At 65.9% G+C, this 26,874-nt stretch carries 23 protein-coding genes, 1 tRNA gene and 1 pseudogene; 14 read left to right on the top strand and 11 right to left on the bottom strand.

Features of this window, described 5'->3' with window-relative positions:
* Nucleotides 1-6: 6 nt before the first annotated feature.
* From EPL00_RS15050 to EPL00_RS15030, 5 genes are read right to left on the bottom strand one after another with little or no spacing between them, the layout of a single operon-like run.
* Nucleotides 7-1,065, bottom strand: coding sequence for a HEAT repeat domain-containing protein (locus EPL00_RS15050; protein ID WP_135853598.1), 1,059 nt, complete (start codon nucleotides 1,063-1,065; stop codon nucleotides 7-9).
* Entirely contained in the window at nucleotides 1,062-2,075 is a 1,014-nt protein-coding gene (locus EPL00_RS15045) for an ethylbenzene dehydrogenase-related protein (RefSeq protein WP_135853599.1), read from the bottom strand. Before EPL00_RS15045 ends, EPL00_RS15050 begins: the two co-directional genes overlap by 4 nt.
* Nucleotides 2,068-2,886 (bottom strand): molecular chaperone TorD family protein, encoded by an 819-nt coding sequence (locus EPL00_RS15040; protein ID WP_135853600.1) that lies wholly within the window; start codon nucleotides 2,884-2,886, stop codon nucleotides 2,068-2,070. The genes EPL00_RS15045 and EPL00_RS15040 overlap by 8 nt, the downstream gene beginning before the upstream one ends.
* Nucleotides 2,887-2,895: 9 nt before the next feature.
* Nucleotides 2,896-4,077 (bottom strand): 4Fe-4S dicluster domain-containing protein, encoded by a 1,182-nt coding sequence (locus tag EPL00_RS15035; protein ID WP_135853601.1) that lies wholly within the window; start codon nucleotides 4,075-4,077, stop codon nucleotides 2,896-2,898.
* A complete protein-coding gene (locus EPL00_RS15030) occupies nucleotides 4,077-7,259 on the bottom strand; it encodes a molybdopterin-dependent oxidoreductase (protein ID WP_135853602.1) in 3,183 nt (1,060 codons plus the stop codon). The genes EPL00_RS15035 and EPL00_RS15030 overlap by 1 nt, the downstream gene beginning before the upstream one ends.
* 202 nt (nucleotides 7,260-7,461) lie before the next feature.
* Here EPL00_RS15030 and EPL00_RS15025 point away from each other — a divergent pair, with 202 nt between their 5' ends.
* From EPL00_RS15025 to EPL00_RS14995, 7 genes are all read left to right on the top strand, one after another.
* On the top strand, nucleotides 7,462-8,382 hold the full coding sequence (locus EPL00_RS15025; RefSeq protein ID WP_135853603.1) for an extracellular solute-binding protein: 921 nt from the start codon (nucleotides 7,462-7,464) through the stop codon (nucleotides 8,380-8,382).
* A 25-nt stretch (nucleotides 8,383-8,407) separates the two neighbouring features.
* Nucleotides 8,408-8,665: a DUF2249 domain-containing protein gene (locus tag EPL00_RS15020; RefSeq protein WP_135853604.1), complete on the top strand. Its 258-nt coding sequence runs from the start codon at nucleotides 8,408-8,410 to the stop codon at nucleotides 8,663-8,665.
* Nucleotides 8,662-10,053, top strand: coding sequence for a hypothetical protein (locus EPL00_RS15015; protein WP_135853605.1), 1,392 nt, complete (start codon nucleotides 8,662-8,664; stop codon nucleotides 10,051-10,053). The genes EPL00_RS15020 and EPL00_RS15015 overlap by 4 nt, the downstream gene beginning before the upstream one ends.
* A 205-nt stretch (nucleotides 10,054-10,258) precedes the next feature.
* On the top strand, nucleotides 10,259-10,516 hold the full coding sequence (locus EPL00_RS15010; RefSeq protein WP_135853606.1) for a hypothetical protein: 258 nt from the start codon (nucleotides 10,259-10,261) through the stop codon (nucleotides 10,514-10,516).
* A gap of 65 nt (nucleotides 10,517-10,581) precedes the next feature.
* On the top strand, nucleotides 10,582-11,631 hold the full coding sequence (locus tag EPL00_RS15005) for a S8 family serine peptidase (protein WP_135853607.1): 1,050 nt from the start codon (nucleotides 10,582-10,584) through the stop codon (nucleotides 11,629-11,631).
* A 53-nt stretch (nucleotides 11,632-11,684) separates the two neighbouring features.
* Nucleotides 11,685-11,999: a hypothetical protein gene (locus EPL00_RS15000; RefSeq protein ID WP_135853608.1), complete on the top strand. Its 315-nt coding sequence runs from the start codon at nucleotides 11,685-11,687 to the stop codon at nucleotides 11,997-11,999.
* A gap of 91 nt (nucleotides 12,000-12,090) precedes the next feature.
* On the top strand, nucleotides 12,091-12,483 hold the full coding sequence (locus EPL00_RS14995) for a cupin domain-containing protein (RefSeq protein ID WP_135853609.1): 393 nt from the start codon (nucleotides 12,091-12,093) through the stop codon (nucleotides 12,481-12,483).
* 72 nt (nucleotides 12,484-12,555) lie between these two features.
* On the opposite strand, the gene EPL00_RS14990 is transcribed toward EPL00_RS14995, so the two are convergent.
* A complete protein-coding gene (locus EPL00_RS14990; RefSeq protein ID WP_162224233.1) occupies nucleotides 12,556-12,699 on the bottom strand; it encodes a hypothetical protein in 144 nt (47 codons plus the stop codon).
* Between the two features lie 36 nt (nucleotides 12,700-12,735).
* Here EPL00_RS14990 and EPL00_RS14985 point away from each other — a divergent pair, with 36 nt between their 5' ends.
* The 4 genes from EPL00_RS14985 (at nucleotide 12,736) to nirK (ending at nucleotide 17,499) form a co-directional block, all read left to right on the top strand.
* A complete protein-coding gene (locus tag EPL00_RS14985) occupies nucleotides 12,736-12,963 on the top strand; it encodes a DUF2249 domain-containing protein (protein ID WP_135853610.1) in 228 nt (75 codons plus the stop codon).
* 9 nt (nucleotides 12,964-12,972) lie between these two features.
* Nucleotides 12,973-13,281 carry a cupin domain-containing protein gene (locus EPL00_RS14980; RefSeq protein ID WP_135853611.1) on the top strand — a complete coding sequence of 103 codons (309 nt, stop codon included), beginning with the start codon at nucleotides 12,973-12,975 and terminating at the stop codon, nucleotides 13,279-13,281.
* A 622-nt stretch (nucleotides 13,282-13,903) separates the two neighbouring features.
* Complete coding sequence (locus tag EPL00_RS14975; protein ID WP_135853612.1) at nucleotides 13,904-16,201, top strand: nitric-oxide reductase large subunit; 2,298 nt, start codon at nucleotides 13,904-13,906, stop codon at nucleotides 16,199-16,201.
* 233 nt (nucleotides 16,202-16,434) lie between these two features.
* The gene (gene nirK, locus EPL00_RS14970) at nucleotides 16,435-17,499 is read left to right on the top strand and encodes a copper-containing nitrite reductase (RefSeq protein WP_135853613.1); all 1,065 of its coding nucleotides are present in this window, start codon (nucleotides 16,435-16,437) and stop codon (nucleotides 17,497-17,499) included.
* A 77-nt stretch (nucleotides 17,500-17,576) separates the two neighbouring features.
* Here the strand turns inward: nirK and EPL00_RS14965 are convergent.
* A tRNA-Thr gene (locus tag EPL00_RS14965) sits at nucleotides 17,577-17,648 on the bottom strand.
* A gap of 522 nt (nucleotides 17,649-18,170) precedes the next feature.
* Here EPL00_RS14965 and EPL00_RS14960 point away from each other — a divergent pair.
* Nucleotides 18,171-19,414 (top strand): annotated as a pseudogene (locus EPL00_RS14960) (RNA-guided endonuclease InsQ/TnpB family protein).
* Nucleotides 19,415-19,459: 45 nt separating this feature from the next.
* Here EPL00_RS14960 and EPL00_RS14955 read toward each other — a convergent pair.
* Complete coding sequence (locus tag EPL00_RS14955; RefSeq protein WP_135853614.1) at nucleotides 19,460-20,233, bottom strand: DUF7114 family protein; 774 nt, start codon at nucleotides 20,231-20,233, stop codon at nucleotides 19,460-19,462.
* 70 nt (nucleotides 20,234-20,303) lie between these two features.
* Here EPL00_RS14955 and EPL00_RS14950 point away from each other — a divergent pair, with 70 nt between their 5' ends.
* The gene (locus EPL00_RS14950; protein WP_238398214.1) at nucleotides 20,304-21,023 is read left to right on the top strand and encodes an enoyl-CoA hydratase/isomerase family protein; all 720 of its coding nucleotides are present in this window, start codon (nucleotides 20,304-20,306) and stop codon (nucleotides 21,021-21,023) included.
* Between the two features lie 379 nt (nucleotides 21,024-21,402).
* Entirely contained in the window at nucleotides 21,403-21,678 is a 276-nt protein-coding gene (locus tag EPL00_RS14945; protein WP_135853615.1) for a DUF5808 domain-containing protein, read from the top strand.
* Nucleotides 21,679-21,807: 129 nt separating this feature from the next.
* Here EPL00_RS14945 and pan2 read toward each other — a convergent pair whose 3' ends face one another.
* From pan2 to pepF, 3 genes are all read right to left on the bottom strand, one after another.
* On the bottom strand, nucleotides 21,808-23,046 hold the full coding sequence (gene pan2, locus EPL00_RS14940) for a proteasome-activating nucleotidase Pan2 (RefSeq protein WP_135853616.1): 1,239 nt from the start codon (nucleotides 23,044-23,046) through the stop codon (nucleotides 21,808-21,810).
* An 83-nt stretch (nucleotides 23,047-23,129) separates the two neighbouring features.
* Nucleotides 23,130-24,878, bottom strand: coding sequence for a methyl-accepting chemotaxis protein (locus EPL00_RS14935; protein WP_135853617.1), 1,749 nt, complete (start codon nucleotides 24,876-24,878; stop codon nucleotides 23,130-23,132).
* A gap of 183 nt (nucleotides 24,879-25,061) precedes the next feature.
* Nucleotides 25,062-26,852 carry an oligoendopeptidase F gene (gene pepF, locus EPL00_RS14930; protein WP_135853618.1) on the bottom strand — a complete coding sequence of 597 codons (1,791 nt, stop codon included), beginning with the start codon at nucleotides 26,850-26,852 and terminating at the stop codon, nucleotides 25,062-25,064.
* Between the last annotated feature and the right edge of the window lie 22 nt (nucleotides 26,853-26,874).

Genomic DNA, 26,874 nt, shown 5'->3' with positions numbered 1-26,874 from the left:
CGTGTATCACCTCTGTCTGCGGTCGTCGGGGTCGCTTCCCGGCGTCTCGCCCGGCGCGGGCGGTCGCTTTCCGGGACCGTCGCTCGGCCCGCCGGGGCCGCCCGGTCGGTCGCCGGGACCGCGGTTCGGGCCGCCTCCGGGACCGCTGTTCGGTCCGCTGCCCGGACCGCTACTCGGCCCCGGACCACCCGGCGTCTCGCCCGGTGCTTGCGGGCCGCCGCCGGGCGGGCCGTCGTCTATCTCCACGTCCAGTTGGTCGGGGTCCACGCCGCGGGCCGCGGCCAGCGCGCGCTTGGCGGTCCGCTTCACGTCGTCGCTCCGGTCGGTGATGCCGTGGGCTTCGAGGGCCTCCTCGGCCCGGTCGGTGGCGAGGTCCCCGAGCGACTCGGCGGCCTTCGCCCGGACGAACGCCTCGGGGTCGCGGGCCAGCATCGCGGCGAGGAGTCGAACCGCGTCCTCCTCGTGGGACTCGTCGCGTTCGGCGCACTCGCCGAGGTAGCGCGCGGCGTACTCCCGGACCGCGGGATGGGGGTCGTTCTTGACGCGGTCGGTCAGGGCCGCGAAGGTCGCCCGTTCGGTCTTGCCCAGCGCGATGACCGCGTTCCGGCGGACCCACCCGCTGTCGTCGCCGAGCGCGTCGGCGACGGGGTCGGCGTCGGGCGCGACCCGCGAGAGCGCGACCACGGCCTCCGCCCGGACCCACTCGTCGTCGTCTTCGAGGGCTCCTCGGATGGGCGTCTCCGCGTCCGCGGGAGTGGCGCGTCCGGCCACGCCCAGCGCCTCGACCGCGAACTGGCGCACGTCCGCACTGTCGTCCTCGCCGAGGAGTCCCGCCAGCGCCTCGACGGTCTCGGGGTCGAGACCGCCGGACTCGGCCTCGTCCACGAGCGCGAGCGCGGCGTCCCGGCGCTCGTACTCGCTGGGCGAGTCGAGGAGTCGCCGGAGGCGGGTCTCGGTCTCCTCGGCGTCCGGTTCGTTTCCGTTCTCGATTCCGTCGTCGTCGTCGGCCCGCCCGCGGAGCGGCGAGCGAGCGCGGGCGCTCCTGTTCTTGTACTCGTTGGTCATCCTCTGGCCCTCCAGTAGACGACCGTCCACGTCAGCAGGGTCGTCACCACGAGACCGACGACCCAGTTGCTCACCGAGTGGACTATCCACGGTTCGCCGGAGTCGCCACTGCTCGTTCCGGACCCCGAATCGCCGCTGGCCGACTGGCCGTCGCCGGACTGGCTCGCGCTACTGCTGGCGTCGCTCATGGCCCACTTCTTCGTGTCGAGGCTGGTGAACTGGAGCGTGATGGACTTCTGGCCGTTGACCTCGTCGGCGCTCCCGTTCCAGACCGCGAACGCGAGATACACGTTCTTCGACCCGGAGAACGTCGCGTCGAACTTGCCGTCGGTGTCGTGTTTCCGGGTGAAGACGACCGACCACTCGCCGTCGTCGTACTCGGCGTTCGCGCGGACGTTCTGGCGAGGCGCGTGACTCAGCGAGCCGTACCCCTTCGCGTAGTAGTTCTGCGCGAAGCGGTCGTACTGAGCCTTCGAGAGGGGATTCCCGGCGGCCCGGCCCGGCATCGTCTCGTTGTTCGGGTGCGGGTAAGTGTACATCTCGCCGAACGACGAGTGGTTCTCGAACTGCCAACTAGCGCGCCAGTACCAGATGTCTACGGGCTTTCCGGCCGCACCCATCGTGATGGGCGGCTTGTCGCCGGTCCGGAGCATCACCGCGGCGGCGTCGCTGTAGTTGCCCGGCGCGCGGATGTTCGCGTCGCGGGTCGGGTCCTCCCACGTCACCCGGAACGCGGTGTGGGTGTCGTTGTGGACCGTCTGTACGTCCATCTCGCTGACGCTCCCGCCGCCGAACGGCGGGGCCATCTGCTGTTTCGACAGCGAAACCGTCCGGGTCGGCGCGTCCTGCCACGCCGTGGCCGCCGGGTCGTCGGGCACCGACTCGACGGACATCGCGGGTTGGCTCCCGCTCGTGACCGCGGCCGTGACCGCGGTCTGGGCGACGACGAGCGCGCCCACGACGACGACGGTGACTATCGTCGCGCGCCGCGCGGCGTCTTCCTCAAGCACGGCTTCTCACCTCCGAGGAGCCATCGAAGTCAACGTCGGGTTCGGGGTGGGTCGCCACGTCGCGGGTGACGACCGCCGCCGCGAGGTCGGCGGCCGCGCGGTAGACCGCGGCCGCGCTGTCGCTGGCGCTCGCATCTTCGTCGGGGTCGCTGGCGCTCTCGGCGTCTCCGTCGGGGTCGGGCGTGGACTCGCGGACCTCGTGGGCGAACGCGGGCACGAAGTCCCCGAGGTGTTCGTCCAGCACCATTGCCTCGGCGCGTTCGAGGTTGGCCGCGGTGTCCTCCTCGTCCTGCTCGCGGGCGACCGCTCGCCGCGCCGCGAGTACCTGCACCAGTTCGAGTTCCACGACCACGTGGTCTTGGCGCTCGTCGAACTGGTCGGCGGGTTCGACGCCGAACGCTTCCAGTAGGCCGACCACGGTGGCGATGCGGCGCTGTTGGCGGCCGACCTCCTCGCCGACCGTGTACTCGGCCTCGTAGGGGACCACGGGGTAGGTGCCGTCGTCGCCCGGCATGCCGAACAGTTCGTTGTACGCCGGTTCGAGGTCGTCGCGGGTCGTCCCGTCGAGCGCGTCGAGCAGGCCCTCGACCTCCGATTCGAGGTCGAGTTTCCGCCCGGCCTCGCGGAGTCCGGCGGCGGTCTCGTCGTGGGTCAACTCCGCGACGAGTTCCTCGTCGGGGTAGCAGAAGACCCCGGCCGCCGCGCTGTAGAGGGCCGCGCGGGCCGAGTGGCGCTCGGCGTCCGATACCGTGTCGGCGTCCGGCGTCGCGTCGTCCGTCGGTGTCGCGTCGCTGTGTGGCGTGTCGTCCATACTGTCACCTCACGGTTGGTTGGTCCACTGCTCGCCCTCGCGGACTTCGAGGTCCTCCTCGATGGGCATGTCCACGACCTTGTTCCCCTTCCGGTCCCAGCCCTTCACGCGGTTCTCCTTGACGTTGTACGTCTCGATGAGTCGCGTCGTCGCGCCGAACAACTGGAGGACCCCGAGCAGGTGGTGGCTCGGGTTCCGGACGCGTTGCTGGATTATCTCGACGGACTCCTCGTAGGAGCTACCGGGCCAGTCGTTGCGCTTCTGGTCGGTGTTCGGCGTGAACATCTGGGTCAGGAACTCCGGCGGGACGTGGTACGGCGGCATGTAGAACACCTGCGGGCGCGTCCCGAACTGCGGGTAGAGCGGGAGCGCGACCTTCTCGTCGGACTTGGCGAGGTAGTTGATGGGACTGCGACCCGCCGCGGCCGACTTCTTCCCGTTGGGTCGCCCGCGGTCCGGCCCCCGGTTGATGTTGCCGTGCAGGCGCGTCTTCCCGATGCACGACGAGACACACCGGGGAACGTTGCCCTCCTCGATGCGGGGGAAACAGCCCACCGGCTTCTCGCTCACGCCCGTCTCGGGGTTGTACATCGGCTTGTGGTACGGACAGGCTTTCACGCACTTGCGGTAGCCCCGACACCGCTCTTGGTCAAGCAGGACGATGCCGTCCTCCGACCGCTTGTAGATGGCCTTGCGCGGGCAGGCCGCGAGACAGGCCGGGTTCTTGCAGTGGTTGCAGAGGCGGGGCAGGTAGAACTGCCAGATGTCGTGGTACTTGCCCTCCTCGGGGTCGGACTCGACCACCTCGTCCTCGGGGTACTCGCCGTGAACCGAGTCGTCGCCCAACGCGGGGTACTCCCACTCCTCTTTCTGGGCGACGTAGCCTTTGACCTGCTCGCCCTGCTCGGCGGCCTCGAAGATGGTCTCCTCGGGACCCAAATCGTCCAGCAGGCGCATGTCCCACCCCATCGGGTAGCCCCCGTAGGGTTCGGTCTCGACGTTCATCCACCACATGTACTCCTCGCCCTTCCCGCTGGTCCACGTGGACTTGCAGGCAAAGGAGCAGGTGTTGCAGTTGATACACCGGTTCGTGTTGATTATCATCCCCCAGTGCCAGTCGCGCTCCTGCTGGCGATGCTCGTAGGGGTAGCTCTGCTCGCGGCCGAGTTGGGGATTGTACACGTCTGGCATCAGTCGTCACCTCGCGTCGTCGTGCTACCGCCGCCCTTCGACTGGAGCGACCCGCCGATGTAGTCCTCCACGAGTTCGTCCTTCCGGGCGTCGCCGGGCCACCAGTCGGCCTCCTCGTACTTCTCGACGGTCACGAGGTCGTCGCGGTTCACCCCGGTCGGTGCCCAGACGGTCTCCTCGTAGCCGTGTTCCAGTTCCGCGCCGTGCCACGCGATGTCCTCGCCGACCTCCTCGGAGACGTTCGGGTCGCCGAACACCGCCTTGTGGACCAGTTCGTCGGTCTCTTGGCCGGGGTCGAGCCAGATGTTCGTCGTCGTGTTGAACCCCTTCTCGTCGTCCTCCCCGGCCTCCTCGTCGTCGGGGAAGTGCTGGGGCCACCAGCCGTGCCAGACGGTGAGTTGGCCCATGTCGCCCGCCTTGCCGGGGCGCTGGCGCTCGCTCAACATCGCGCGGACGACGGTGCCCCCGCGCTTGCCCTTGATTCGCACGTAGTCGCCGTTCTCGACGCCTATCTCCTCGGCGTCGCTCGGGTGTATCTCCACGAACGCCTCGCCGAGCGGCGGGGCGTCGCTGGTCTCGCCCTCGGCCTCGGGGAACGAGAAGTCGTCTATCAGGCGCTCGGTGCCCTCCGGGTCGGCACTGGTCGAACCGAAGTCCCGCGACGCCCAGATGAGGTTCCAGTCGGTCATCCCCCACGACGAGTGCGTCCGGTACTTGCTGTGGGGCGTGTTGTAGTAGAACTGGTAGCCCTCGTCGTGATACAAGGGATTCTCCTGCTCGCCCGCCTCGGGCCACTTCTCGTTGACGCCGTAGGGCGTCCCCTCGACGCTCTCGATGTGGTCCAAGTCGTCGCGTCCGAGGTCCACGAACCGGTCCTCCTCCTTGTGGAACTCCATCCGGCCGGTCTTGGTGTAGAACGGCCGGTCGTCGTGAATCTGGGAGTAGAACGGGATTCTCGGGTACGTCTTGAGGTTCAGGCGCTCGGGACCGTCTTCGAGGTCCTCCACGTCGATGTCCTGCGTGGTGATGCCCGCGTCCAGCGTCTCTTGGATGTACTCCCGAACGTCCTTGTCGTCGTCGAGGAAGTTCTCGAAGTACGACCGGTAGGAATCGACGCGGCGCTCCTCGGGCGGAATCTTCTCGTCCAACTTCTCGGCGACCAGCGCCAGCACCTCGCCGTCCTGCTTGGTGTCGTAGATGGGGTCCATCACCCCGCTGTCGAGCGTGACGAAGGGGTTCTCCGGTCCGACGGTAATGTCCGGGTAGTCGCATTCGAGCCACGACGGACACGGCAACACGATGTCGGCGTGCTGGGCCGAGTAGGTCATGTGCATGTCCGAGACGACGAACAGTTCGTTGGACGTGTCCGGATGCTTCGTGAAGTTGTTGACGACGTGTTCCTGATGTTTGGTCTGGTTCAGGAGGTTGCAGTTCATCGTCCACAGAATCGTGGGCTTGGACATCGTGTACGACTCCGCGCCCTTCGGCATCACCGGGTCGTCGGCGTCGCCTTGGGGCACGAGGTCCAGATCGCGGTCGAAGTCGCCACGAATCTCGTGTGGGTCCAACTGCTCGCCGCCGAAAAAGGCGAAGGCGTACCCCGGATACATCCCGTGGGCGCTGTGGCCGTCCGGGTTGACGTAGTGGGGGTAGCCGTCGAGCAGTTCGATTTTGTACTGGCCCGAGTAGTTGTAGTAGCCCTTCCCGGCGTCGCCGACGTTGCCCAGCATCGACTGGACGAAGAAGATCGACCGCTGGAGTTCCGAATTCCCGTGGAACCAGTGGTTGATGCCCTCGCCGGTGAACCACTGGCCCTTTTCAGCGGCGGCGAACTCCTTCGCGGTCTTCTCGATGCCGTCGACCGGGACCGTGGTTATCTCCTCGACCTGTTCGGGCGAGTAGTTCTCCATCACGTTCTCCTTCTGGCGCGCGAAGTCGGTCCGGACCGAGACCGACCCGCCGTCGGCCAGCGACACCTCGGTGTCGGCCTCCAGTTGGGGCGTGACGGGCATCTCGTCGCCGACCTCCTCGCGGGTGACGGCCGTCGGGTTCCCGTTCTGGTCGAGGACCACGAAGTCTCCCCAGTCGTCGTTCTCGTGTTGGGCGTGGCTCTCCTCGGGCGGAGCCTCGTGGTCTTCGAAGACCTCGTGCGCCCGGAGGTACTTGCTGTCGTCCTCGCGGACTAGCAGGGGAAGGCTGGTGAACTGCCGCATGAAGTCGGCGTCGTACAGTTCGTCCCGGATGATGACGTGCGCGAACCCGAGCGGAATCGCCGGGTCGGAGCCGGGCCGGATGGGGAGCCACCGGTCGCACTTCTGGACGGTCGGCGAGTAGTCGGGGTAGATGCCGACCATCTTGCCGTCGCGCTCGCGGGACTCCTGCAACCAGTGGTTGTCCGCGAGCTTGTTGTGGATGAGGTTCTTGCCTTGGATGATGGTGTAGTCGCCTTTCCGCCACGCGTTGGCGTCCGAGTCGCTGGTCTGGTACCCCGTCGTGATGACGTGGCCCGGCGGCAGGTCGGCGTACCAGTCGTACTCGGTCCACTCACAACCGCCGAAGAGGGAGGCGAGCCGTCGGCCCGCGCCGTGGCGCGTGATGAGGCCGTCGGCCTTGATGGCGTTGAAGATGTGGAACCGCTTGTTGTCGTCCAGACTCGCCATCTTCTCGGCGAGTAGGTCGATGGCCTCGTCCCACGAGACGCGCTCGAACTCGTCCTCTCCTCGGCCCTCGGGGTTGGGGTCGTCGGGGTCCCACCCTTTCCGGACCATCGGGTACTTGATGCGACTCGGCTCGAAGGTCCGGCGGTGGAGCGTCAGCCCCTTCATACAGCCGCGGGGGTTCCAGTTCTGGCTGACGTTCGCGTCCTCGTACCCCGAGGGGCCGACGCTCGGCTCCTCGTTGTGATACACCTGTTCGGCCCGAATCGGAATCCCGTTCTTCATGTAGAAGTTCAGGGCACACGACTGGGTGCAGTTGGGGTGACAGACCGTCCAGTCCACCCCGTCGTAGGCGTAGATGTCGTGGTAGACCTGCTCCCAGTCCCGATTCGGGTACGACTTCAGCGGGTTGTCCACTTGGGTCACGGGTTCGACGCTCTGGGTCGCGCCCCAACTGCTGGTCAGGAGCCCGCCCACTGCGCCCGCCCCGGCACCGCGGATGAAGTCGCGGCGTGAGAGGCTCACCGCGACCCACCTCCGGTCCTCGCTTGAGTTGCTCGCGTCATACAGTTTCGACCTCACCTCCTCGTAACCTTCAACCGGCGAGCCGATTCCAACCGCGTGACAACGGCGGCGAACACCTTCGGGCCGGGGGTTTTTCAGTCCGATTCCCGCCGGATGAAAACGCCCTACCGACTTTTTGAAAGTCCGGTGACGACCTTCGGACATGCGACGACGAACGCTGCTGCTCGCGGGAGGCGCGCTCGCCAGCGGCGCAGTCGGCGTCCGAGTCACGGGTTCTCGAAGCGACGACGAGGAGACCCCCGCCACGGCGCTGGTCGCGGGGAGCCTCCAGACCGTCGCGGGCGAGGTCGGTGGGGCGACCCCCGAAGCCCACGGAAGTCTGGCGGCGGCCGAACTCGTCCGGTCGGGGGCGCGCGACCCCGACGCGCTCGCGCTCGCGGAACCGCGTCTGGTCGCCGACCTCGCGGGGTGGCACGCGGTCTTCGCCACCAACGCGCTCACGGTGGTCTACGACCCCGACTCCGAGTTCGCCCCGGCCATCCGCGAGGACTGGCGGACCGCGCTCGCGCGCGAGGAGGTCGGCGTCGGCCGGACCGACCCCGCCCGCGACCCGCTGGGCTACCGGACCTTGCTGGCGCTCGACCTCGCGGGCCGGGAGGGTGCGCCCGCCGACGCCATCCGGGCGAACGCCGACGTGTTCCCCGAGACGCAACTCCTCCGGACGCTGGAGGCTGGCGGCGTGGACGCCGCGTTCGCCTACCGGAACATGGCGGTCGCCCACGACCTGCCGCGGGTGGACCTGCCCGCCGAACTCGACCTCTCGGACCCCCGACTCGCGGACCGCTATCGGCGCGCGGCGGTGACGGTCGGCGGCGAGACGATTCGGGGCGAACCGATTCGGTACGGCGCGGCGTTCCTGACCGACCGGGGCGAGGAGTTCTACCGGAATCTGGTCGGGGACGCCGAGCGCCTGCGGGAGTACGGCTTCGGCGTGCCCGACGAGTTCCCGGTCGTTCGCGGCCGGGAGTCGAATCCGGCCGCGAACCACCGGAACGGAGACCCGACCGCGAGCGCCGGCGACCGCGCGGACTCGCCCGTCGAACATGGTCGGGACAACCGATAGACACGAACCGAACGGAGTACGAACCATGACGACCCACGACACGACCGACGATACGACCGCCGACGCACAGACCACGCGCGAACTCGACGCGCGGGAGATAGACGGCGAACCGTTCGGGGCCATCACGTCGGCGCTCGCGGACCTCGGCGACGACGAGCGGTTGGTCCTGTACAACAGCTTCGAACCCGAACCGCTCTACGGGGTGTTGGACCAGCGCGGCTTCGACCACGAGACCGAGGAGGTCGCCCCCGACGAGTGGCGGGTGGAGATAGAACCCCGATGAGCGTCCCCGCCGGTATCGACGCCGACCGCGGGCCGCCGATGGTCGTGCCCCTCGCGCACTTCCTCGTCGGCTTCGCGTTCCTGCTGGCGGGGGCGGCGCTCGGCCTCGTCGGCGCGGTCGGTCTCGCGCCCGGTCTCCACGGTCTCGCGCACGTCCACCTCCTGCTCGTGGGATGGGTCTGTCTCACCATCTTGGGCGCGATGACCCAGTTCGTCCCGGTCTGGTCGGGCGTCGAACTCCACTCGCGGCGGCTCGCGGGCGCGCAACTCGCGCTCGTCGCGGGCGGGGTCGCGGGGTTCGCTGGCCTCCTGCTGGCGGGGCGACTCGACTTGCTCCCGGTCGCCGGAACGACGATGTTCGCGGGGTTCTGGCTGTTCGTCTACAACGTCGGCCGGACGCTGTGGCTGGCCGCGAGGAGCGGGTCGGCGGACGAAAGCGACGGTCCCGCGCTCGACGCGACCGAGCGCCACTTCGCGCTCGCGCTCGGCCACGTCCTGCTCGTGACGACGCTCGGATTGCTCCTCGCGGTGGACTTCGTTCGACCGACGTTCGCATCCGTGGGACTGGCTCGCCCGCAGGTCGTCGCCGCACACGCGACGCTCGCGGTGTTCGGAATCGTCCTCACGACCGTCGTGGGCGCGCTCTACCAACTCGCCACGATGTTCACGCAGACCGAACTTCGCGGCGCGGACACGACGCTCCGGCGCACTCAAGAACTCGTCTACACGCCCGGCGTCCTCGCGCTCGCCGCGGGGCGACTGGTCGGCGCGGAGTGGGTCGCCAGAGTCGGCGGGCTTCTGGTCGCGGCGGGTCTCCTCGGGTTCGCGGCGGTCCTCGCCCGGAAGCTCCACGAGACGAAAGTCGAACGGACGCCGATGCTGTCGCGGTACGCGGTCGTCGCGGCCGCGCTTCCCGCGTGGGCACTCGCGGCGCTCCCCGCGTGGCTCGCGCGCCCGGCCGACCCCGCGACGACGTTCGGCCACCCCGAAATCGGCCACCTGCTGGCGGCCGGAGTCGTCGGGTTCGTCCTGCTGGGCACGCTCTACCACGTCGTCCCGTTCGTCGTCTGGGTCCGCCGGTACAGCGACCGCGTGGGGCTGGAGCCGGTGCCGATGATAGACGACCTGTACGACGCCCGCCTCGCGGCCGCGGACTTCTGGCTCGCGCTGGCCGGTGTCGCGCTGGTGGTCGGCGGCGAGGTCCTCGGGGTCGAGGAGGCCCTCGTCGTCGGCGGCGCGGTGGCGCTCGCGGGATTCGCGGTCTTCGCCGCGAACCTGACCGGCGTCGTGGTGCGCCACGGTCCCGAATCGCTCCGCGTCGGGGCGCTCGCCGGGTCCGCCGAGTCGGGAACTGGCGACCCGGCCGACGACGCCGACGAACTCCCCTGACGGCCGACGCTCGGGGACGAAGAGGCTCACCGTCGCCCGCGAAGAAACGTACAACATTTTCTGAGCAGTGAAAATCGTTCTCAGGAAAATCTACGTATTTTTAATTCGATTCCGAATCGTCGTCGTACGCCGTTCGAGAGTTCTCCCGGTCCCTCAACATTTTTATACCGAAAGCGCGTACGTCGGGACGTTCAACCGCCAAGTGATGAATCGAAGTCTCATCGACGTTCTCAACAAACCGAAGGTCGGACGCTGTGTCACCGTCACAGCGACGACTTCCGGAAACCCGAGCGAAGTCGTCGATTTCGTCTCCGAGACTCGGGATTCCGAAATCCAACAGGAACTTCCGCGCGGTACGTTCCAGATTCGCGTTCCGGAGGAGTTCGTCGAGGAGTTAGACGAACTCGATGCCGTCGACACGATGAGCGTCGACGGTCCGCTTCGGTTCGAGGGAAACTCCTAAACGTTCCCGACCGGTTCGAGACGTGGGAGCAGTTTCGCCGGAGAGTCAACGACGCGTACAGCGAATTGCTCGGTCTCTCGGACCTCTCTCACGGCGGCGAGGCCGTGACTATCGGTATCGCGGACACGCTCTACATGCTTCCCGACGAGGACATTGGTGACATCCGGGTCGGGAACCGGGAGGACTTCTCGCCGGACGGTGAGAACGTCCAGAACAAGTGGGGTCACGGCTATCGAATCCTCGACGTGATTTCGAGTATCGTCCCGAACGCCAGATTCCACTTCTACCGATTGAAGGCGGAGCGACACCGACTGCAACGCGGTTCCGGACTCCAGTCGTCGGACGACTCGGAGGTCTCGTACACGGAGTCGCCGAGCATCGGTGAAGGCGGAAACGCGCGAATCATCCAGTGTATCGAACAAGCGATAGACGACGGCGTCGACGTACTCAATATCTCTGCCGGGAGACACCACCACAACTGTGGCTCCGAATCGTGCGTCTTCAGAAAACACGTCCTCCCGGCGATAGACGGCGGAACGAACGTCGTCGCCGCCTGTGGAAACGAGCGAGGCCGTCGAGGAGAACACGTCATCTGTCCGGCTCTCTTTCGGTCTACGGTCGGGGTCGGCGGCTTCGTCAACGAGTGCGACGGGTACGTTCCGGATACCGGTACGGACGACCGACTCGTCGCCGACGTTTCCGACTATCACCGCATCGACGGGCACGAACAGGGGCCGTTCTGTAGTATGGGAACCTGTGGGACGGGTGCGTCCTGTGACGACCGGCGGAGAGAGCGGTGGTGGAACGACAACGTCCGCCCGTTCAAAGGGAAACCCGACCTCCTCGCGCCGGTTCACAAACCGGAGTTACAGGACGAGCAGAACGTCGTCTTTATCGCCGGAACGAGTTTCGCCACGCCCATCGTTAGCGGCGCTGTTGCGTCGCTCAGGGGGGAGTTCCCGAACTCTGGACCCGAGGAAATCCGGAACACGCTCGTCGAGACCGGCACGGAGATAGACGACGAGATTTCACAGAGTCCGCCACCGGTCAAGCTGGACGCCGCGCAGGCGAGACAGTATCTCCGGCAGACGAGCCGAACGGTTAGCGACGAGTGATCCGATACGGCTCCGAGAGAAAACTTATCCATTTCGAATAGTATTCGAAATATATGAGTGAAATACATCAGGACGAGGTCGCCGTTCTCAAAGACGACATCGAAGCGGCAGATTCTATCACCGAACTCCAATCAGCGGTTCTCTTGGTCAACGAAACGTTCGCTTCGGCCGACGAGGACGTGACTCTCTCGGGGATGGACGACTACGTAGACCGGTTGGATAGCGTCGTCGAGTGCATGAACGCGTTCCGCTCGCGGCTGGAGGAGTTGTCCGAAGCGGGGAACATCTCCAGTTACTCCGTCTCGCTCGGTGGGAGCATTACCGGGCCATCGTTGTCGGTTCGAGTCACGTCCGAAGTAGACCCCTGAGACGCTGTTAGCGTCGTCTCTCCGACTCCTCCGACGCTGACCGAACAGGTTCGGCGACACCGCCACGGTCCTCTCGTGGTACTCCTCGAACATGGTCGCGACCAGTTTCGACGCCGAACGCGAGTACGACGACGACCAGTTCTCCGCCCGGTCGGTGTTCCGGAGCGACCGGATGAAAGTCGTCCTCGGCTACTTCGAGCCGGGGCAGTTCATCCCGGTCCACGCGCCCGACAGCGACGTGGCCATCACGGTCCGCGAGGGCCGAGGAGTCGTCCGAGAGAGCGACGAGGACCACGCGGTCCGACCGGGCGACGTGGTGGTCGTCCCCGCGGGCGAGGAGCGCGGCGTGCGAGCCGACGACGGCGAGCGATTGGAGGCGACGCTCGTCACCGCGCCGCCGCCGACCGACGCCGAACACGACCCCGTGCGCGAGGGGTTGCGGAAAGGGGAGTTCGAGCTGCGCGGTCCCGAGCGAACGAAGTGAGCGCGGGACCGCGCCCGCGGAACGCATCTGTGTCACTAATTACTGTGCGGTGGGGGAGGCGACTGACCGCAGTCAGTCGCCAGTGCGCCCGAGGAGGGCGTCGATGCCACCAACCACCGTCGGTAGGGAAGACGACTGACACACGAGTCGGTCGCCAGCGCGCCGAGGAGTCCCCGAATCGACCACTTCCCGGCCGCAGTCGAACACGTTCGGCACAACCGCGAAGGCTCGCGTCCGTCTCGTTCTACACGTATGCCGAGGTTAGACGTACGCGAGATACCGCCGCCGGAACGACATCCAAAGATACACGACGCGTTCGCCGAGATGGACAGCGGCGAGGTCCTCGAAATCGTCAACGACCACGAACCGAAGCCGCTGTTCTACGAGATGCAGGCCGAAGTCGAGGCGTTCGACGCCGACGGCTACGAAGTCGAGCGCCCGGAGAGTCAGAAATTCGTCGCCAAGTTCCCCAAGCAGTAGTCTCCCGCCATGACCGAGACAGTCGCACTCGCCGACCTGACCGAACGCCCCCGAGAAGTCGCGTTTCCGGGGGCCGAACCCAAGACGGTGCGGCTCGCGCTCGACGCGGGCGAGGAGGTGCCCGCCCACCGCCACCCCGAGCGCGAAATCGTCGTCCACCTCGTCTCGGGTCGGCTCGACGTGCGGGTAGACGGGGAGTCGAACGTCCTCGAACCGGGCGAACTGTTGCGATTCGACGGCCGAAAGGAGGTGTCGCCGACGGCCGAGGAGGACAGCGTCGCCGTGTTGGTGCTGGCTCCTCGGTCCGACGAGGGGTAGCAGAACCTCGTCTTCGACGCCGGTGTGGCTTCGATTGCGCGCAGGCGGTTTCGGGACGGTTGGTTCGCTCGTCTTCCCGCGGTTTTTACTTTTCGTGCGACGTTTCGAGTCTTCGTTCGGTCGGAGTCATGGATTCTTCTCGGACCGCGACCGCAGAGACCTGCGACCACACAGCACTGCGACTGTACCGGAAATAGTACCGCGACTGACGCCGACGCCCATCAGACCGCACGGCACCCCACCGCCGCCGCACAGCGCCGCCCCGCCCCGCACCGCGCCCCGAACCTCCCCGCGTGCGTCTGCGCTCGCGGAACCACGCGAGCGCGAGCGCAGACGCGGCGCATCCGGGAGGAGTGTAGTCCGCCGGAGTCCGGTGGTCTTCGTAGTCGGCCGTCGGCTATCGGTCGGCGAGTCGCGTTCGGCCGAGCCGAATAGACAGCGACTCGTCGGAACGCTCTCCACGAGCGCGCCGACGTGTGACCTCCGACCGTGACAAAGTATCGCACGAAATCGCCCGAGGAGAAAGGGGTTTCCCCCTCGGTCCGAACACGTTCGCCCGGTTTCCCAGCGGTCGGGAAGCGCGTCCCAATTAAAAGCCCCACGACGGACAACCTCGATTTGTATGAGAGTCAAACGTCGCACACTCGCCAAGATACTCGCGGTCGTGTTCGTCCTGAATCTGGCCGTGATGGGCGTCGGCGCGTGGTACTCCTATCAGGAGGCCCCGCCCATCCCGAAGGAGGTCGAGGGACCGAACGGCCAGACGGTCGTGACCGCCGAGCAAGTGCGAGACGGCAAGACGGTGTTCCAGTCGGACGGCATGATGAACCACGGGTCGATACTGGGCAACGGCGCGTACTACGGCGAGGACTACACCGCCGACGCGCTGGACTTGAAAGTCGAGTACATGCGCCAGTACTACGCCCGAGAGCAGTACGGCACGACCGACTACGGCGGCCTCTCTGAGAGCGAGCGGGCCACCGTGGACGTGGCGGTGAAGTCGGACCTGACCGACGGCGACCCCGGCGGGCAGGTCGAGTACTCCGCCGCCGAGATGTACGCCCACGAGGAGGTCACGCAGGTCTACGTCGAGCGCTACCACGAGGGGAGCCACGAGCGGGGCGTCCCCGTGGACATGATAGACAGCGAGGCGGAGGCCGAGCGGTTCGCCGACTTCGCGCTCTGGACGGCGTGGATTTCCCACACCGACCGTCCCGGTTCGGACCACAGTTACACCAACGAGTGGCCCTACCAGCCAGCCGCGGGTAACGACGCCACGGGCGCGTCGATGACGTGGAGCGTCGTCGCGATGGTCCTGCTGGTCGCGGGTGCTGGCGCGGGCGTCTGGCTCTACAAGTCCATCGAGCTGGACGAACCCGAGACCGAGGGCGTCACGGTGCCCCGGCCCGACGATGTGGACCTGTTCCCCGGACAGGCCGCGGCGCTCCGGTTCGCGGTCGTCGGCGCGGGCCTGTTCCTCGCGCAGGTCCTCCTCGGGGGCCTGCTCGCGCACTTCTACATCGAACGCGCTGGCTTCTTCGGACTCGGCGAGATGCTGGGCTTCAGCATCCTCCAGTGGCTCCCGTTCTCCATCGCCAAGACGTGGCACATCGACCTCGGAATCCTGTGGATAGCGACGCTGTGGCTCGGTGCGGGCCTGTTCCTCCCGCCCCTGCTGACGGGCCACGAACCCCGCGGACAGGGTAAGTGGATAAATCGCCTGCTCGGGGTCCTCGTCGTCGTCGTGGTCGGTGCCCTCGTCGGCATCTGGCTCGGCGCGAAGGGGTACTTCGACGGGATGCTCTGGTGGATTCTCGGCAACGAGGGGCTGGAGTACCTCGAAATCGGGCGGCTCTGGCAGGTCGGCATATTGGTCGGCTTCCTGTCGTGGGCCGCGCTCGTGGCGCGCGGACTCAAGCCCCTGCTGGACCGCGAACCCAAGTGGGGCCTCGCGCACATGATTCTGTACGCAGGCGGCTCCATCGCCCTGCTGTTCTGCGCGGGCTTCCTCTACACGCCCCAGACCAACATCGTCGTCACGGAGTTCTGGCGCTGGTGGGTCGTCCACATGTGGGTCGAGGGAGCCTTCGAGTTCTTCATCGTCTCGCTGGTCGGCGTCACGCTGGTCAGCATGAACCTGCTGGAGAAACGCTCCGCGGAGAAGGCCGTGATGGTCCAAGCCCTGCTGGTGATGGGGACGGGCGTCATCGGCGTCTCACACCACTACTGGTGGGTCGGCCAACCCGACTTCTGGGTGCCCATCGGGAGCGCGTTCTCGACGCTCGAACTCATCCCGCTCGTGTTCATCCTCTACGAGGCCATCGGCCAGTACCGCGCGATGTCGAACGGCGGCGCCTCGTTCCCCTACACCCTGCCGTTCATGTTCATCGTCGCGTCGGGCGTCTGGAACTTCGTGGGCGCGGGCGTCCTCGGGTTCTTCATCAACCTCCCGTTCATCAACTACTTCGAACACGGGACCTACCTGACTGTGGCCCACGCCCACGCCGCGATGTTCGGCGCGTTCGGCTTCCTCGCGCTCGGCATGGTGACGTACATGTTCCGCATCGCGGTGCCCGAGGCCAAGTGGGACGGGACCAACCTCCGGCGCGCGTTCTGGGCGTGGAACGTCGGGCTGGCGCTGATGGTCGGCATCAGTCTCCTCCCGGTCGGCTTCCTCCAACTGGAAGTCGCGTTCACCCAGAGCTACGACGCCGCCCGGAGCCTGTCGTTCTACGAGGGCGACCTCGTCCAACTGTTGTTCTGGCTCCGGATGCCCGGTGACACGCTGGTCATCATCGGCACGGCCATCTTCGGCTACGACGTGGTGAAGAAGCTCCTCGCTCGCGGCGACGCGACCCCGAGCGACGAACCCGCCGACGTACCCGTCGGTGGCGGGTCGGTCGTCGAGAGCGACGACTGAACCGTCCGCCGAGGAGTCGCTTCGATTTCTCTCTTTCTTCGTCGGCTCCTGTTCCAGCGTCTCTCGCTCTCGGCGTCCCGAGTGAAAGATGTTCGTTCGCTGTCCGGAAATGCCAGCGATTCTCAGAAGCTGAGAACGCCACGAACACGTTCGATAGCCTTCCTGCGGCCTGAGAAACGGGTTCTCGATTAAAGGGTAGTCGGGCACTATCTGCAAGTGTAAGGTGACTCCCAATGCCCGCAACCAATCGTCGCACGGTCCTGCAAGGTATCGGCCTCGGTGGCGCGGCCACCCTCGCCGGGTGTTCGACCCGCTCCGCCCCGAAAGCGACCCAGACTCAGAAAGCCATGAACAAACAGAAACAGAAGACCACGAAGCGCGTCGCCGCGGACCCGACAGACATCCCGGACCCGATTAGCCGCGACAAGCCCAAGGAGGTGGACGTGACCCTCCGGCCAGAGGAGGTCACGGCCGAAGTCGAGGACGGCGTCACGTTCAACTACATGACCTACAACGGGCAGGTCCCCGGACCGATGATTCGCGTCCGGAAGGGAGACACCGTGAACCTGACCTTCGAGAACCCGGCCGAGAACGACATGCCCCACAACGTGGACTTCCACGCGGCGGCGGGGCCGGGCGGCGGTGCGGAGGCGACGATGACCGCGCCGGGCGAGACGGCCAACCTCAAGTTCAAGGCGACCTACCCCGGCGCGTACATCTACCACTGCGCCGTCCCGAACATGGACATGCACATCTCCGCGGGCATGTTCGGCATCATCCTCGTCGAACCCGAGGAGGGCCTGCCCGAGGTGGACCACGAGTTCTACTTCGGGCAGCACGAAATCTACACGGACAAGCGCCCCGGCGAGAAGGGCCAGCACAACTTCGACATCGAGTCGATGAAGCGCGAGGAGCCGACCTACGTCGTGATGAACGGCGAGAAGTACGCCTGCACGCCGAACAAGTACGGCGCGGGCAAGGTCGAGACCGGGGATACCGCACGGGTGTTCTTCGTCACCGGCGGGCCGAACCTCACCAGTAGCTTCCACCCCATCGGCAACGTCTGGGAGAAGCTCTGGCCGGAAGGGTCGCTGACCACCCGCCCGCAGACCCACATCCAGACCAAACAGGTCGCGCCGGGTAGCACCACCGTCGCGACGATGGACTTCCCGGTTCCCGGCGCGTTCAAGCTGGTGGACCACTCGCTGACTCGGGTCGCCCGGAAGGGCTGTATGGCCATCGTGGCCGCCGAGGGCGACGAGAAGCCCGAAATCTTCGACCCCGAACCGAAGAAATAGTGGCGAGGAACTGACCTTTCGGCTGGTTTTTGCGGAACAAAACAGTAGCTCTTCGGTGGAAAACGAATCGCGAAAAGAGCCTAGGCCGGGATTTGAACCCGGGCTCTCGTCCTTACCAAGGACGCGCTTTACCTCTAAGCTACCCAGGCACTCTATGGTGCTTTCCGCACCGATTCCGCTTTCGGCATTCGATTTTACTATCCTGCTGTATAAATATGTGATGAAATTCTCTTGGGGGTGTTGAAGCGTGACATACGAAATTGGGAAGCCGTTCTGAATAAACGAGAATGAACTCAGAACCGCTAAAGGACCAGCCGTTCTTCTGTGTCATATCGGTATATACTCCGTGGAAGAAGTGTTGCATTGACATCCTCTCCGAGCTAAAGAATGGGCCTTTCTTCTTGCACTTCCGTAATTGCACAGTCCAGTACGACTTCTGGGGAAGTATCTCACCGTTGTAGAACTTTGCATCATTGTTCTGTTGGGGGCCTACAGCCCCACGTCTACCGGATCTGTTATATGCATAGCGTGTATACCGTGCATTACAATGAAACGGAAGACAATCACCATTCGGGAGGACCAAGACGAGTGGATTGAGAAGCAGCACCTCAACCTCTCGTCGTTCGTCCGAGAACAGTTGGACGAACTTATCGAAGAACGCGAGTAACGCCATGTACTACGCCTACAAATATCGCCTCATGCCGTCCGACACCCACCGCGAGGAGTTGGACCGCCACCGCGATATTTGCAGGCAACTGTACAACCACACGCGCTACCGCCTCAACGAATACCAAACGAACCACGACGAACCGCCGTCGATGACCACCCTACGGTCGGAGCTACCCGACCTCAAACAGTGGTGGGACGGCCTCAACGACGTGTACTCGAAGGTTCTCCAAACCGTCGTGGAACGACTGTTCGACAACCTCAAGAGCCTCTCCAAACTCAAAGAGAAGGGATACGATGTCGGCCAACTCAAGTGGAAGCCGCCACGCGAGTTCCGCAGTTTCACGTACAACCAGTCTGGCTTCGAGCTCGACAAGAAGGGCGGTCAGACTGTACTGTCACTCTCGAAACTCGCGGACATCCCGATTCGACTACACCGACCCATCCCCGACAACGCCCAACTCAAACAGGTCACGCTCAAGAAAGAACCAACCGGCGAGTGGTTCGCCACGTTCGGCGTCGAGATGGACCGTCAACCACCCGAACCGCCCGAGAATCCCGAACGGTGCGTCGGTATCGACGTAGGAATTCTCAAATATGCTCACGACACCGATGGTCGCGGCGTCGAATCGCTCGACCTCTCCGACGAGCGTGACCGCTTGGAACGCGAACAACGGAAACTCTCGCGGAAGCAACACGGGTCAAACAACTGGGAGAAGCAACGACAACGAGTCGCAGAGTGTCACGCCGATCTCCGACGCAAGCGCCGTGACTTCTTGCACAAGCTCTCTGCGTACTACGCTCGGGAGTACGACCTCGTAGCGGTCGAAGACTTGGACGTGAAGGGGATGCTAAAGTCGCCGTCGAACAGCCGCAATACCGCCTCTGCTGCGTGGCGAACGTTCCTCCGAATGCTCGAATACAAGTGCGAACGAGCAGGAACGCACTTCGTAGCGGTCGAACCAGCAGGGACGACCAAGAGTGTGCGTCCTGCGGCATCTCGACGGACAAGCCGTTGTGAGTCCGCAAACATTCCTGTCCGTCGTGTGGATTCGAGGCGGACAGGGACGCGAACGCGGCGTGGAATATTCTTTCTCGCGGTCTCGAAGATGTAGGAGTGGGACACTCCGAACGAACGCCTGTGGAGACTGCGCTCCCTACGGGAACCATCACAGTTCCTGCAAAGCGCGTCGTGGAAGCAGGAAGCCCTATTCTCAAGGAACGAGTCGCGTCAGCGGCGAGTAAGTAGGGTAGTTCACGCGTTTCGATTCGCGATAGGGGACGGCAACGAGGGTCACGGGTCGGTCGCCGACGGTTGGGGGTCGTCGGCCGGGCCGAACTGCCGGGGGTTGGGCGCGTCGGCGACGGCCTCCTCGACCTCCTCGGAGACGGACTCGGGTGGTTCCGGGCTATCGCCGTCGAACGACTCGGCCAGTTTTCCGGCGTAGGCGACCAGCGCGTCGGAGGGCGTCGAACCGAATACGGTCGTCCCCGCGACCACGGCGAGTTCGAACACGTCGGTCTCCAGCGCGCGCGGCGAGACCGTCCGGCCCTGTTGCTCGTCGGTCTCGTCCCGGCCGAACGACTGGACGGTCTCGACCGCCTTGTCGGCGGCCTCCGTCCGGGCCAGTAGCGAGAACCCGCGGGCGACCATCACGTCGGCCGCGAGGATGTCGATGTTGCTGTCGGTGTGCGGGAGGTCGCGCTCCCACGGCGGGTCGTCGGCGAGCGCCCGCGTGAGTCGCAGTCCCTCGTAGATGAGTTGGACGCCAGCGGCGCGCTCCTCGACGCCGACCGGCCCGGCGTCGTCTCCACGACCCAACCCGACGCCTTCGCTCGTCGCTCCCGACGGCGTCGCGCCGTTCGCTCGCTCTTCGTCGTCCGACGCCTCCGGGGCGACGCCCGTTGGGCCTGCACCCTCGACTGCGCGTGCGGACGCGAGCGCCAAGACCCCCGGCACCATCGCCGACTCCTCGAGGAGGGCGTCGATGCGTTCGCGGAGAGGGTCGGGCGAAACGTCTCGCACCGCCTGTCGTCCTGCTTTTCGTGCCCGGACGGCCGCTTCCATTAATCGAGTCTTATGACGGAGTCGCCAAAGACCTTTGGAAAGCGACTCCGAGATGCGAACGTGACCAGCCGTGTCAGTTGATACGTCAGCGATTCGAATTCGGGACGCCGAGGAGGTCCGGGTCGTGACCCTCGACCGGCCCGAGCGACGCAACGCGCTCACGCCCGACGCGCTCGACGCGCTCGAAGCCGCCGTGAGCGAGGCCGACCAGTCGGTCGTCTATCTGCGAGGAGCGGGTCCGGCGTTCTGCGCGGGCGCGGACCTCGACGTGGTAGCCGACCTCGACCGGGCGTCGGCCGAGGAGTTCGCCGCGCAGGGTCAGCGCGTTGCAAACTCCATCGAGGACGCCGAGAGCGCAGTCGTCGCGGGCATCGACGGCGCGGCCCGCGGCGGGGGCGTTGAGTTGGCGTTGGCCGCCGACCTCCGGGTGGCCACGCCCGACGCCACCTTCGCGGAACCGGGAGTGAAACTCGGCCTGTTCGGCGCGTGGGGCGGGACGGTCCGCCTGCCCCGCGTCGTCGGCGAGGGCGAGGCGTTGGACCTCGCGCTCTCGGGGCGGACCGTGGACGCCGAGCAAGCCCACCGGATGGGACTGGTCTCGCGCGTGACCGACGACCCCCGACGAGTCGCCGACGAACTGGCCGCCAACGACCCCGAAACCCTTCGGACGGTGAAGGCCCGGATGCGCGACGATGCCCCGCCCGAGGTCCAAGAGCGCCGGGAAGCCGAGGTCTTCGGTCTCCTCGTGGAGCGCCACGCGGACGCCATCGCGGACCGCCGGGAGTCGTGAATCGGTCGTCTCTCAGGTTTCTACCGTACTACCGAATTTCCGCCAAGTCCGCGAGTCGCTGATTTTTCATCCCGGCGCGCGCTGGCGCGAGTTCATCTCGCGCCAAGCCGCGCGAGGGACGAGTAACGCACCGGAGCGAAGCGGAGTGAGTAACGCAGTCGGTTGGGGAGGAGTGAGGCTGATGCGGTGCGGTTGCGGTGACTCCGTTGCTCAAGCCTGAAGCTAGCTACTCTCCGACCTCATCCTCTCTTGTCGCGATTTTCACTTTTCTTCGCCTTCACTCTGCTTCGGTCGTCGCTCCCTCACGTCTCTCAGTAGCAGACTCTTGCCCCGAACCGTAGCCAAAGCACTTTATTCCTCTCCGACGTACATCTCTCGCATGGCAGACAAACCGAGTACCGGCGAACTCTTCGGCGTGCCGTACAACTTCGAGCGACCGAGCATCGGCCGGATGCTCTCGTCGTACTGGAAGCCCGACGAGGGGATGCTGGTCGAGAAGCCATTCGGCATCGGCTACACGCTCAACCTCGCCAACTGGCGGTCGTGGATCGTGCTGGCCGTCGCGGGCGCGCTCCTCTGGCACGAGCGCAAGGGCCAACAAGAGAAGATGACCGCCGAGGAGGGCCCCGTCGAAGTCGTCGTGGACGACGACTGACCGGTCTCGGACTCGTCTCGATTCGTCGCTGTTTCTCGTCGCGTCTGTGACTGGCCCACAGTGCGAACTCGGAGCGTCGCAACTCGGCGGCGAAAAAACAAAGAGAACCGTCGTAGCCCGACTCCCGAGTCAGTAGGCGTAGCTCGGAAGCGACCCCTTGGTGACGATGCCGGTGTCCTCGTCGTCCTCGTCCATCTTCTCCAAGGCGTCCTCGAAGTCCGACTGGCGGACCTCGGTGCGCTCGTCGCGGATGGCGAACATGCCCGCCTCGGTGGTCAGGCTCTCGATGTCCGCGCCGCTCTTGCCTTCGGTCTCGTTCGCGAGTTTCTCGAAGTCCACGTCGTCGGCGACGCCCATGTCTCGGGTGTGGATGTCCAGAATCTTGCGCCGGGCCTCCTCGTCGGGGTCGGGCACCTCGATGAGGCGGTCGAACCGACCCGGCCGGAGGATGGCGCGGTCGAGCATGTCGAAGCGGTTGGTCGCGGCCATGATGCGAATCTCGCCGCGCTCCTCGAAGCCGTCCATCTCGCTGAGCAGTTGCATCATCGTGCGCTGGACCTCGGCGTCGCCCGACGTTTTGGAGTCGGTGCGCTTGGAGGCCACGGCGTCTATCTCGTCAATGAAGACGATGGCTGGCTCGCGCTGGCTGGCCAACTCGAAGAGGTCCCGGACCAGCTTCGCGCCCTCGCCGATGAACTTCTGGACGAGTTCCGACCCGGCCATCTTGATGAAGGTGGCGTCGGTCTGGTTGGCGACCGCCTTCGCCAGCATCGTCTTGCCCGTGCCGGGCGGGCCGTGCAGGAGGACGCCGCTCGGCGGTTCGATGCCCACCGTCTCGAACTGTTCGGGGTTTTCGAGGGGTTGCTCGACGGCCTCGCGGACCTCGCGGGTCTGCTCTTCGAGACCGCCGATCTGGTCGTAGGTGACCTCCGGCGACTCGTCTACCTCCATCGCCTGTGCGCGGGCGTCCTTCTCGGCTTCCAGCACGGTCTGGACGGTGAAGGAGTCGTTGACCGCCACGCGGTCGCCCGACTCTATCTGCTCGCGGAGCTTGGGCGAGACTTCCGTCAGCACCTCTTGGTTGTTGCCGTGTTGCTTGATGACGATACCGTCGTCGGTCAACTCCTCGGCGGTGGCGACGTACAGCGAGGTCGTCTTCAGCGTCTCGTTCTCGCGTTCGAGCCTATCGACTTCGTCGCGGAGGTCCGCGCGGCGCTCGCGGGCGTCGTCGAGTCGCTCTTCGAGCGTGGCGTTCACGTCCACGATATCCGTGAAGTGTTCGCGGAGCGCCGCCAGCCGCTCCCTGTCTGTCATTTCGGGGTCGAGTTCGAGTGTCGGTTGGTCGGGGAGAGGTGGGCTACGCGACATCGTTGCTACTCGTCCGTAGGTCGTCGGCTTAAAAGTGCCTTTGGGTCTCGGCCGCTTCACCGCAAAAAAATCTTTCGTCGCCGTCAGTCCGCCCCGGTGGGCCGCCCGTCCGCTCGACGCCCCGCTCGCCCCGTCCGCTCGGACTGCCCCGCCTGCTCTCGACGGGCGGACTCGGGAAGCCTGAACTCGCCCAGTAGCGCGTCGAGTTCGTCGGCCTTCGACGCCAGCGACGCCAACTGCTCGGAGACGCCCGACAGCGAGGAGGCCTGCTGTTCGGTCGCGGCGGCCGCGGTCTCGGACTCGGCGGTCGTCTCCTCGCTGATGGCCGCGACCTCCTCGACCATCGCCACCACGTCCTCGGCGGACTCGGCCTGCTGGTCGGTCGCGTCGCTGATTTCCTTGACGCTGGCGTCCACCTCGCCGACGACCTCGGCGATGTCCTCGAAGTCCCCGAGCGCGTCCTCGACGGTCTCGACGCTGTGCGTGACCTGCTCGCGGGTCTCGCGCACGTCGGCCAGCGTCTCCTCGGAATCGGTCTGGATGCGCTCGATGCGACCGGTAATCTCGTCGGCCGCCTCGCCGGTCTCCTCCGCGAGGTTCTTCACCTCGTCTGCGACCACGCCGAACCCGTCGCCGCGCTCGCCCGCGCGGGCCGCCTCGACGCTGGCGTTGAGCGCCAGCAGGTTCGTCTCGGTCGCCACTTGGTCGATGAACGAGACCACTTCGTCTATCTCGGCGATGTCGGCGACCAACTCCTCGACCGCCTCGGCGGTCCGGTCGATGCCGTCCTCCACCTTGTCGAGTTCCGCGGCGGCCTCGCGGGCGGCCTCCCGGCCCGAGCGCGCGCGGTCGGTCGCGGTCCCCGCGGTCTTGGCCACCTCGTCGGCCGACGCGGCTATCTCCTCGACGGTCGCCGAGAGGGTATTCATCTCCGCGGCGGCCTCGTTGAGGCGGTCGGTCTGGCGGGCCGCGCCCTCCGAAATCTCGCCGACCGCCGAGGCCACCTCGTCGCTGGCCTCGCTGACCTCCCGGACCTCGGCGTCGGCCTCCTCGCTCGCTGTCGCCACCTCGTCGGCGAAGGCGGCGAGTTCGCCGATTGCGTCCGCGAGCGTCGAGAGGAGGGCGTTGTAGTTCGCCGCGACCTCCTCGTGGAGGTCTTCCTCGGCGACCTCGCCGTCGATGGTGGCGGTCAGGTCGCCAGCCTTGGCCTCCTCGGCGGCGTCGCCGAACGCCGTCACGAGTCGCTTCAGGTTCTCGGAGCGGCGTTCGAGGTCGGCGGTCGTCGCCTCCAACTCGTCGGTCGTCGCTTCGAGGTCGGCGGTGTACCGGCGCAGGCTCTCGGCCATCCGGTCCAGCGAGGCCCCGAACTCGCCGGGGACCTCCTCGTCCATCACGGGGTCGTCGAACTCCTGTCGGGAGAGCGCGGCGGCCTGTTCGGCGACGACCCGGAGGTACGCGCGCATGTCGGCGAACGAACCGACGAGGTGTCCGATTTCGTCATCCTGCTCGGCGTCGGGAATCGGCGCGTCGAGGTCGCCGTCGGCGATGGCGTCGGCCGCCCGGTCCAGCGCCTCGATGGGTTTCGTGATGTCCCGGCGCGCGATGAGGACGGTGTTGGCGAACGCGACGACCGACGCGACCAAGAGCGCGGCGGTGAGACCGATTCTGGCGACGCCCGAGACCAGAAACGGCAGGACGGCCTGTGCGAGCGAGATGCCGAATTGGATGCCGACTGCGGCTAACACTTTGCGTTCGACCGATTCGGTGACGCCGAGGCGGTCCATCGACCACCACAGCGCCGACTCGTAGCGAGCGAGGAGCGACCCGTTCATGTTCGGTACGTACCAGCCCTATTAAATAAATCGCGCGTCGGATTCCCAGCGAGTGAAAACGAGTCCGCGGACGCGCCGGACCGTCCCGGTTCGGCGCGAGGGGGTTCGGCGCAGAAGGGTTCGATGCGAGAGGAGTACTGTCCGGAAAGATTCGATGCAGGACGGTCCGACGCTCGGGTCGCCTCAGATGAGCGATTCCATCTCGTCTAAGTGGTCGTCGTACACGTCGAGGGCGCGCTGGATGGGTTCGGGCGAGGACATGTCAACGCCCGCGGTTTCGAGCAGTTCGAGCGGGTACTCCCGCGACCCGCCCTTGAGGAAGTCGAGGTAGCGGTCGGCGGCCTCGTCGCCGTCGTTCAGAATTCCGTCGGCGAGCGCGACCGCGGCGCTGATGCCGGTGCTGTACTGGTAGACGTAGTACGCCCGGTAGAAGTGGGGAATCCGCGCCCACTCACGGGCGATGCGGTCGTCCACGACCGCCGGTTCGTAGAACTCCTCTTTCAGGTCGCCGTAGATTTCGTCGGCCTTGCCCGGCGTCAGCGCCTCGTCGTCTTCGACCAACTGGTGGGCCTCGTGTTCGAAGGCCGCGAACATCGTCTGACGGTAGAGCGTCGAGCGGAACCGCTCCAGATACTCGTTGAGGACGTGTCGTCGGAAGGTCGGGTCCTCCACGGTGTCGAGCAGGTGGTTGGTCAACAGCGCCTCGTTGACCGTGCTGGCGACTTCCGCCACGAAGATTTCGTAGTCGCCGTAGACGTAGGGCTGGTTCTCGCTGGTGAGTTGGCTGTGGAGCGAGTGACCGAGTTCGTGGGCCAGCGTGAACATCGACGAGATGTCGTCCTGATAGTTCATCAGGATGAACGGCTGGGTGTCGTAGGTGCCGCCGCTGTACGCGCCCGAACGCTTGTTCTCGGTCTCGTACACGTCCACCCAGCGGGACTCGAAGCCCTCCTTCACTCGGTTCTGGTAATCGTCGCCGAGCGCGCCCAGCGCCTCCACGACGTACTCGCGGGCCTGCTCGTACTCCACGTCGGGGGTCTCGGTCTCGGTCATGGGCATGTAGAGGTCCCACATCCGAAGTTCGTCCACGCCGAGGCTCTCGCGCTTGAGTTCGGCGTGGCGGTGGAGCTTGTCGAGGTTGTCCCGCACCGTGTCCACGAGGTTGTCGTACACCTCGACGGGGACGTTGGGGCCGTCCATCGCGGCCTCGCGGGCGGTCTCGTAGTCGCGGATTCGCGCGAGTTGCACGTCGGACTTCACGCTGTTCTTGAGCGTGGTGCCGATGGTGTTGTGGTACTCGCCGATCTCGTCGTAGAAGCTCTCGTAGACCGTCTGGCGGAACTCGCGGTCGGGGTTCTTCAGGAGCTTCGTGAGGTTGCTCTGGGTTATCTCCACGGAGTCGCCGTCGGGGTTCTCGACGGTCGGGAACTCCATGTCCGAGTCCATCAGCATGTTGTATATCTCGCCGGAGGCACCCGTGACCTCGCCCAGTTCCGCCAGCACGTTCTCGACTTCCGCCGACCGGGTGTGTTCGGCGGTCCGAAGCACGTCGTAGAGGTAGTGGTCGTACAGCTCCAGTCCGTCGGTCTCCTCGATCATCCGGTCGAGTTCGTCGCGGTCCACGTCCTGAATCTCGGGTTCGAGGAAGCTACTCGCGCTGTCTACCCGCGAGGCCAGCGACATCCCGCGCGAGGTGAGCGCCTGATAGTGCTGGTCGGCGGTGTTCTCGTCCTTCCGCATCCGGGCGTAGTTGACGACCTGTTCGAGGGTCCGGTACACCTCCTCGCGGAGTTCGAGGACCGCGAGCAGGGTCTCGCCGTCCTCGGTGGCCCGGCCCTCGTAGGCCGACAGGTCGTCGATACGGTCCTCGACCTCCTCGTAGGCCGCCTCCCACTCGTCGTCGCTCGCGTAGATGCTCTCCAAATCCCACTTGTACTTCGACTCTATCTCCGACCGCTCGGGAACCGAACTCATACCCCGTGATTAGGAAACCGCG

It is taken from the genome of Halorussus salinus (assembly GCF_004765815.2).
Lineage (GTDB): Archaea > Halobacteriota > Halobacteria > Halobacteriales > Haladaptataceae > Halorussus > Halorussus salinus.
Note: the sequence above shows the minus strand (reverse complement) of the source record. Positions and strands in the feature narration are given on the sequence as shown.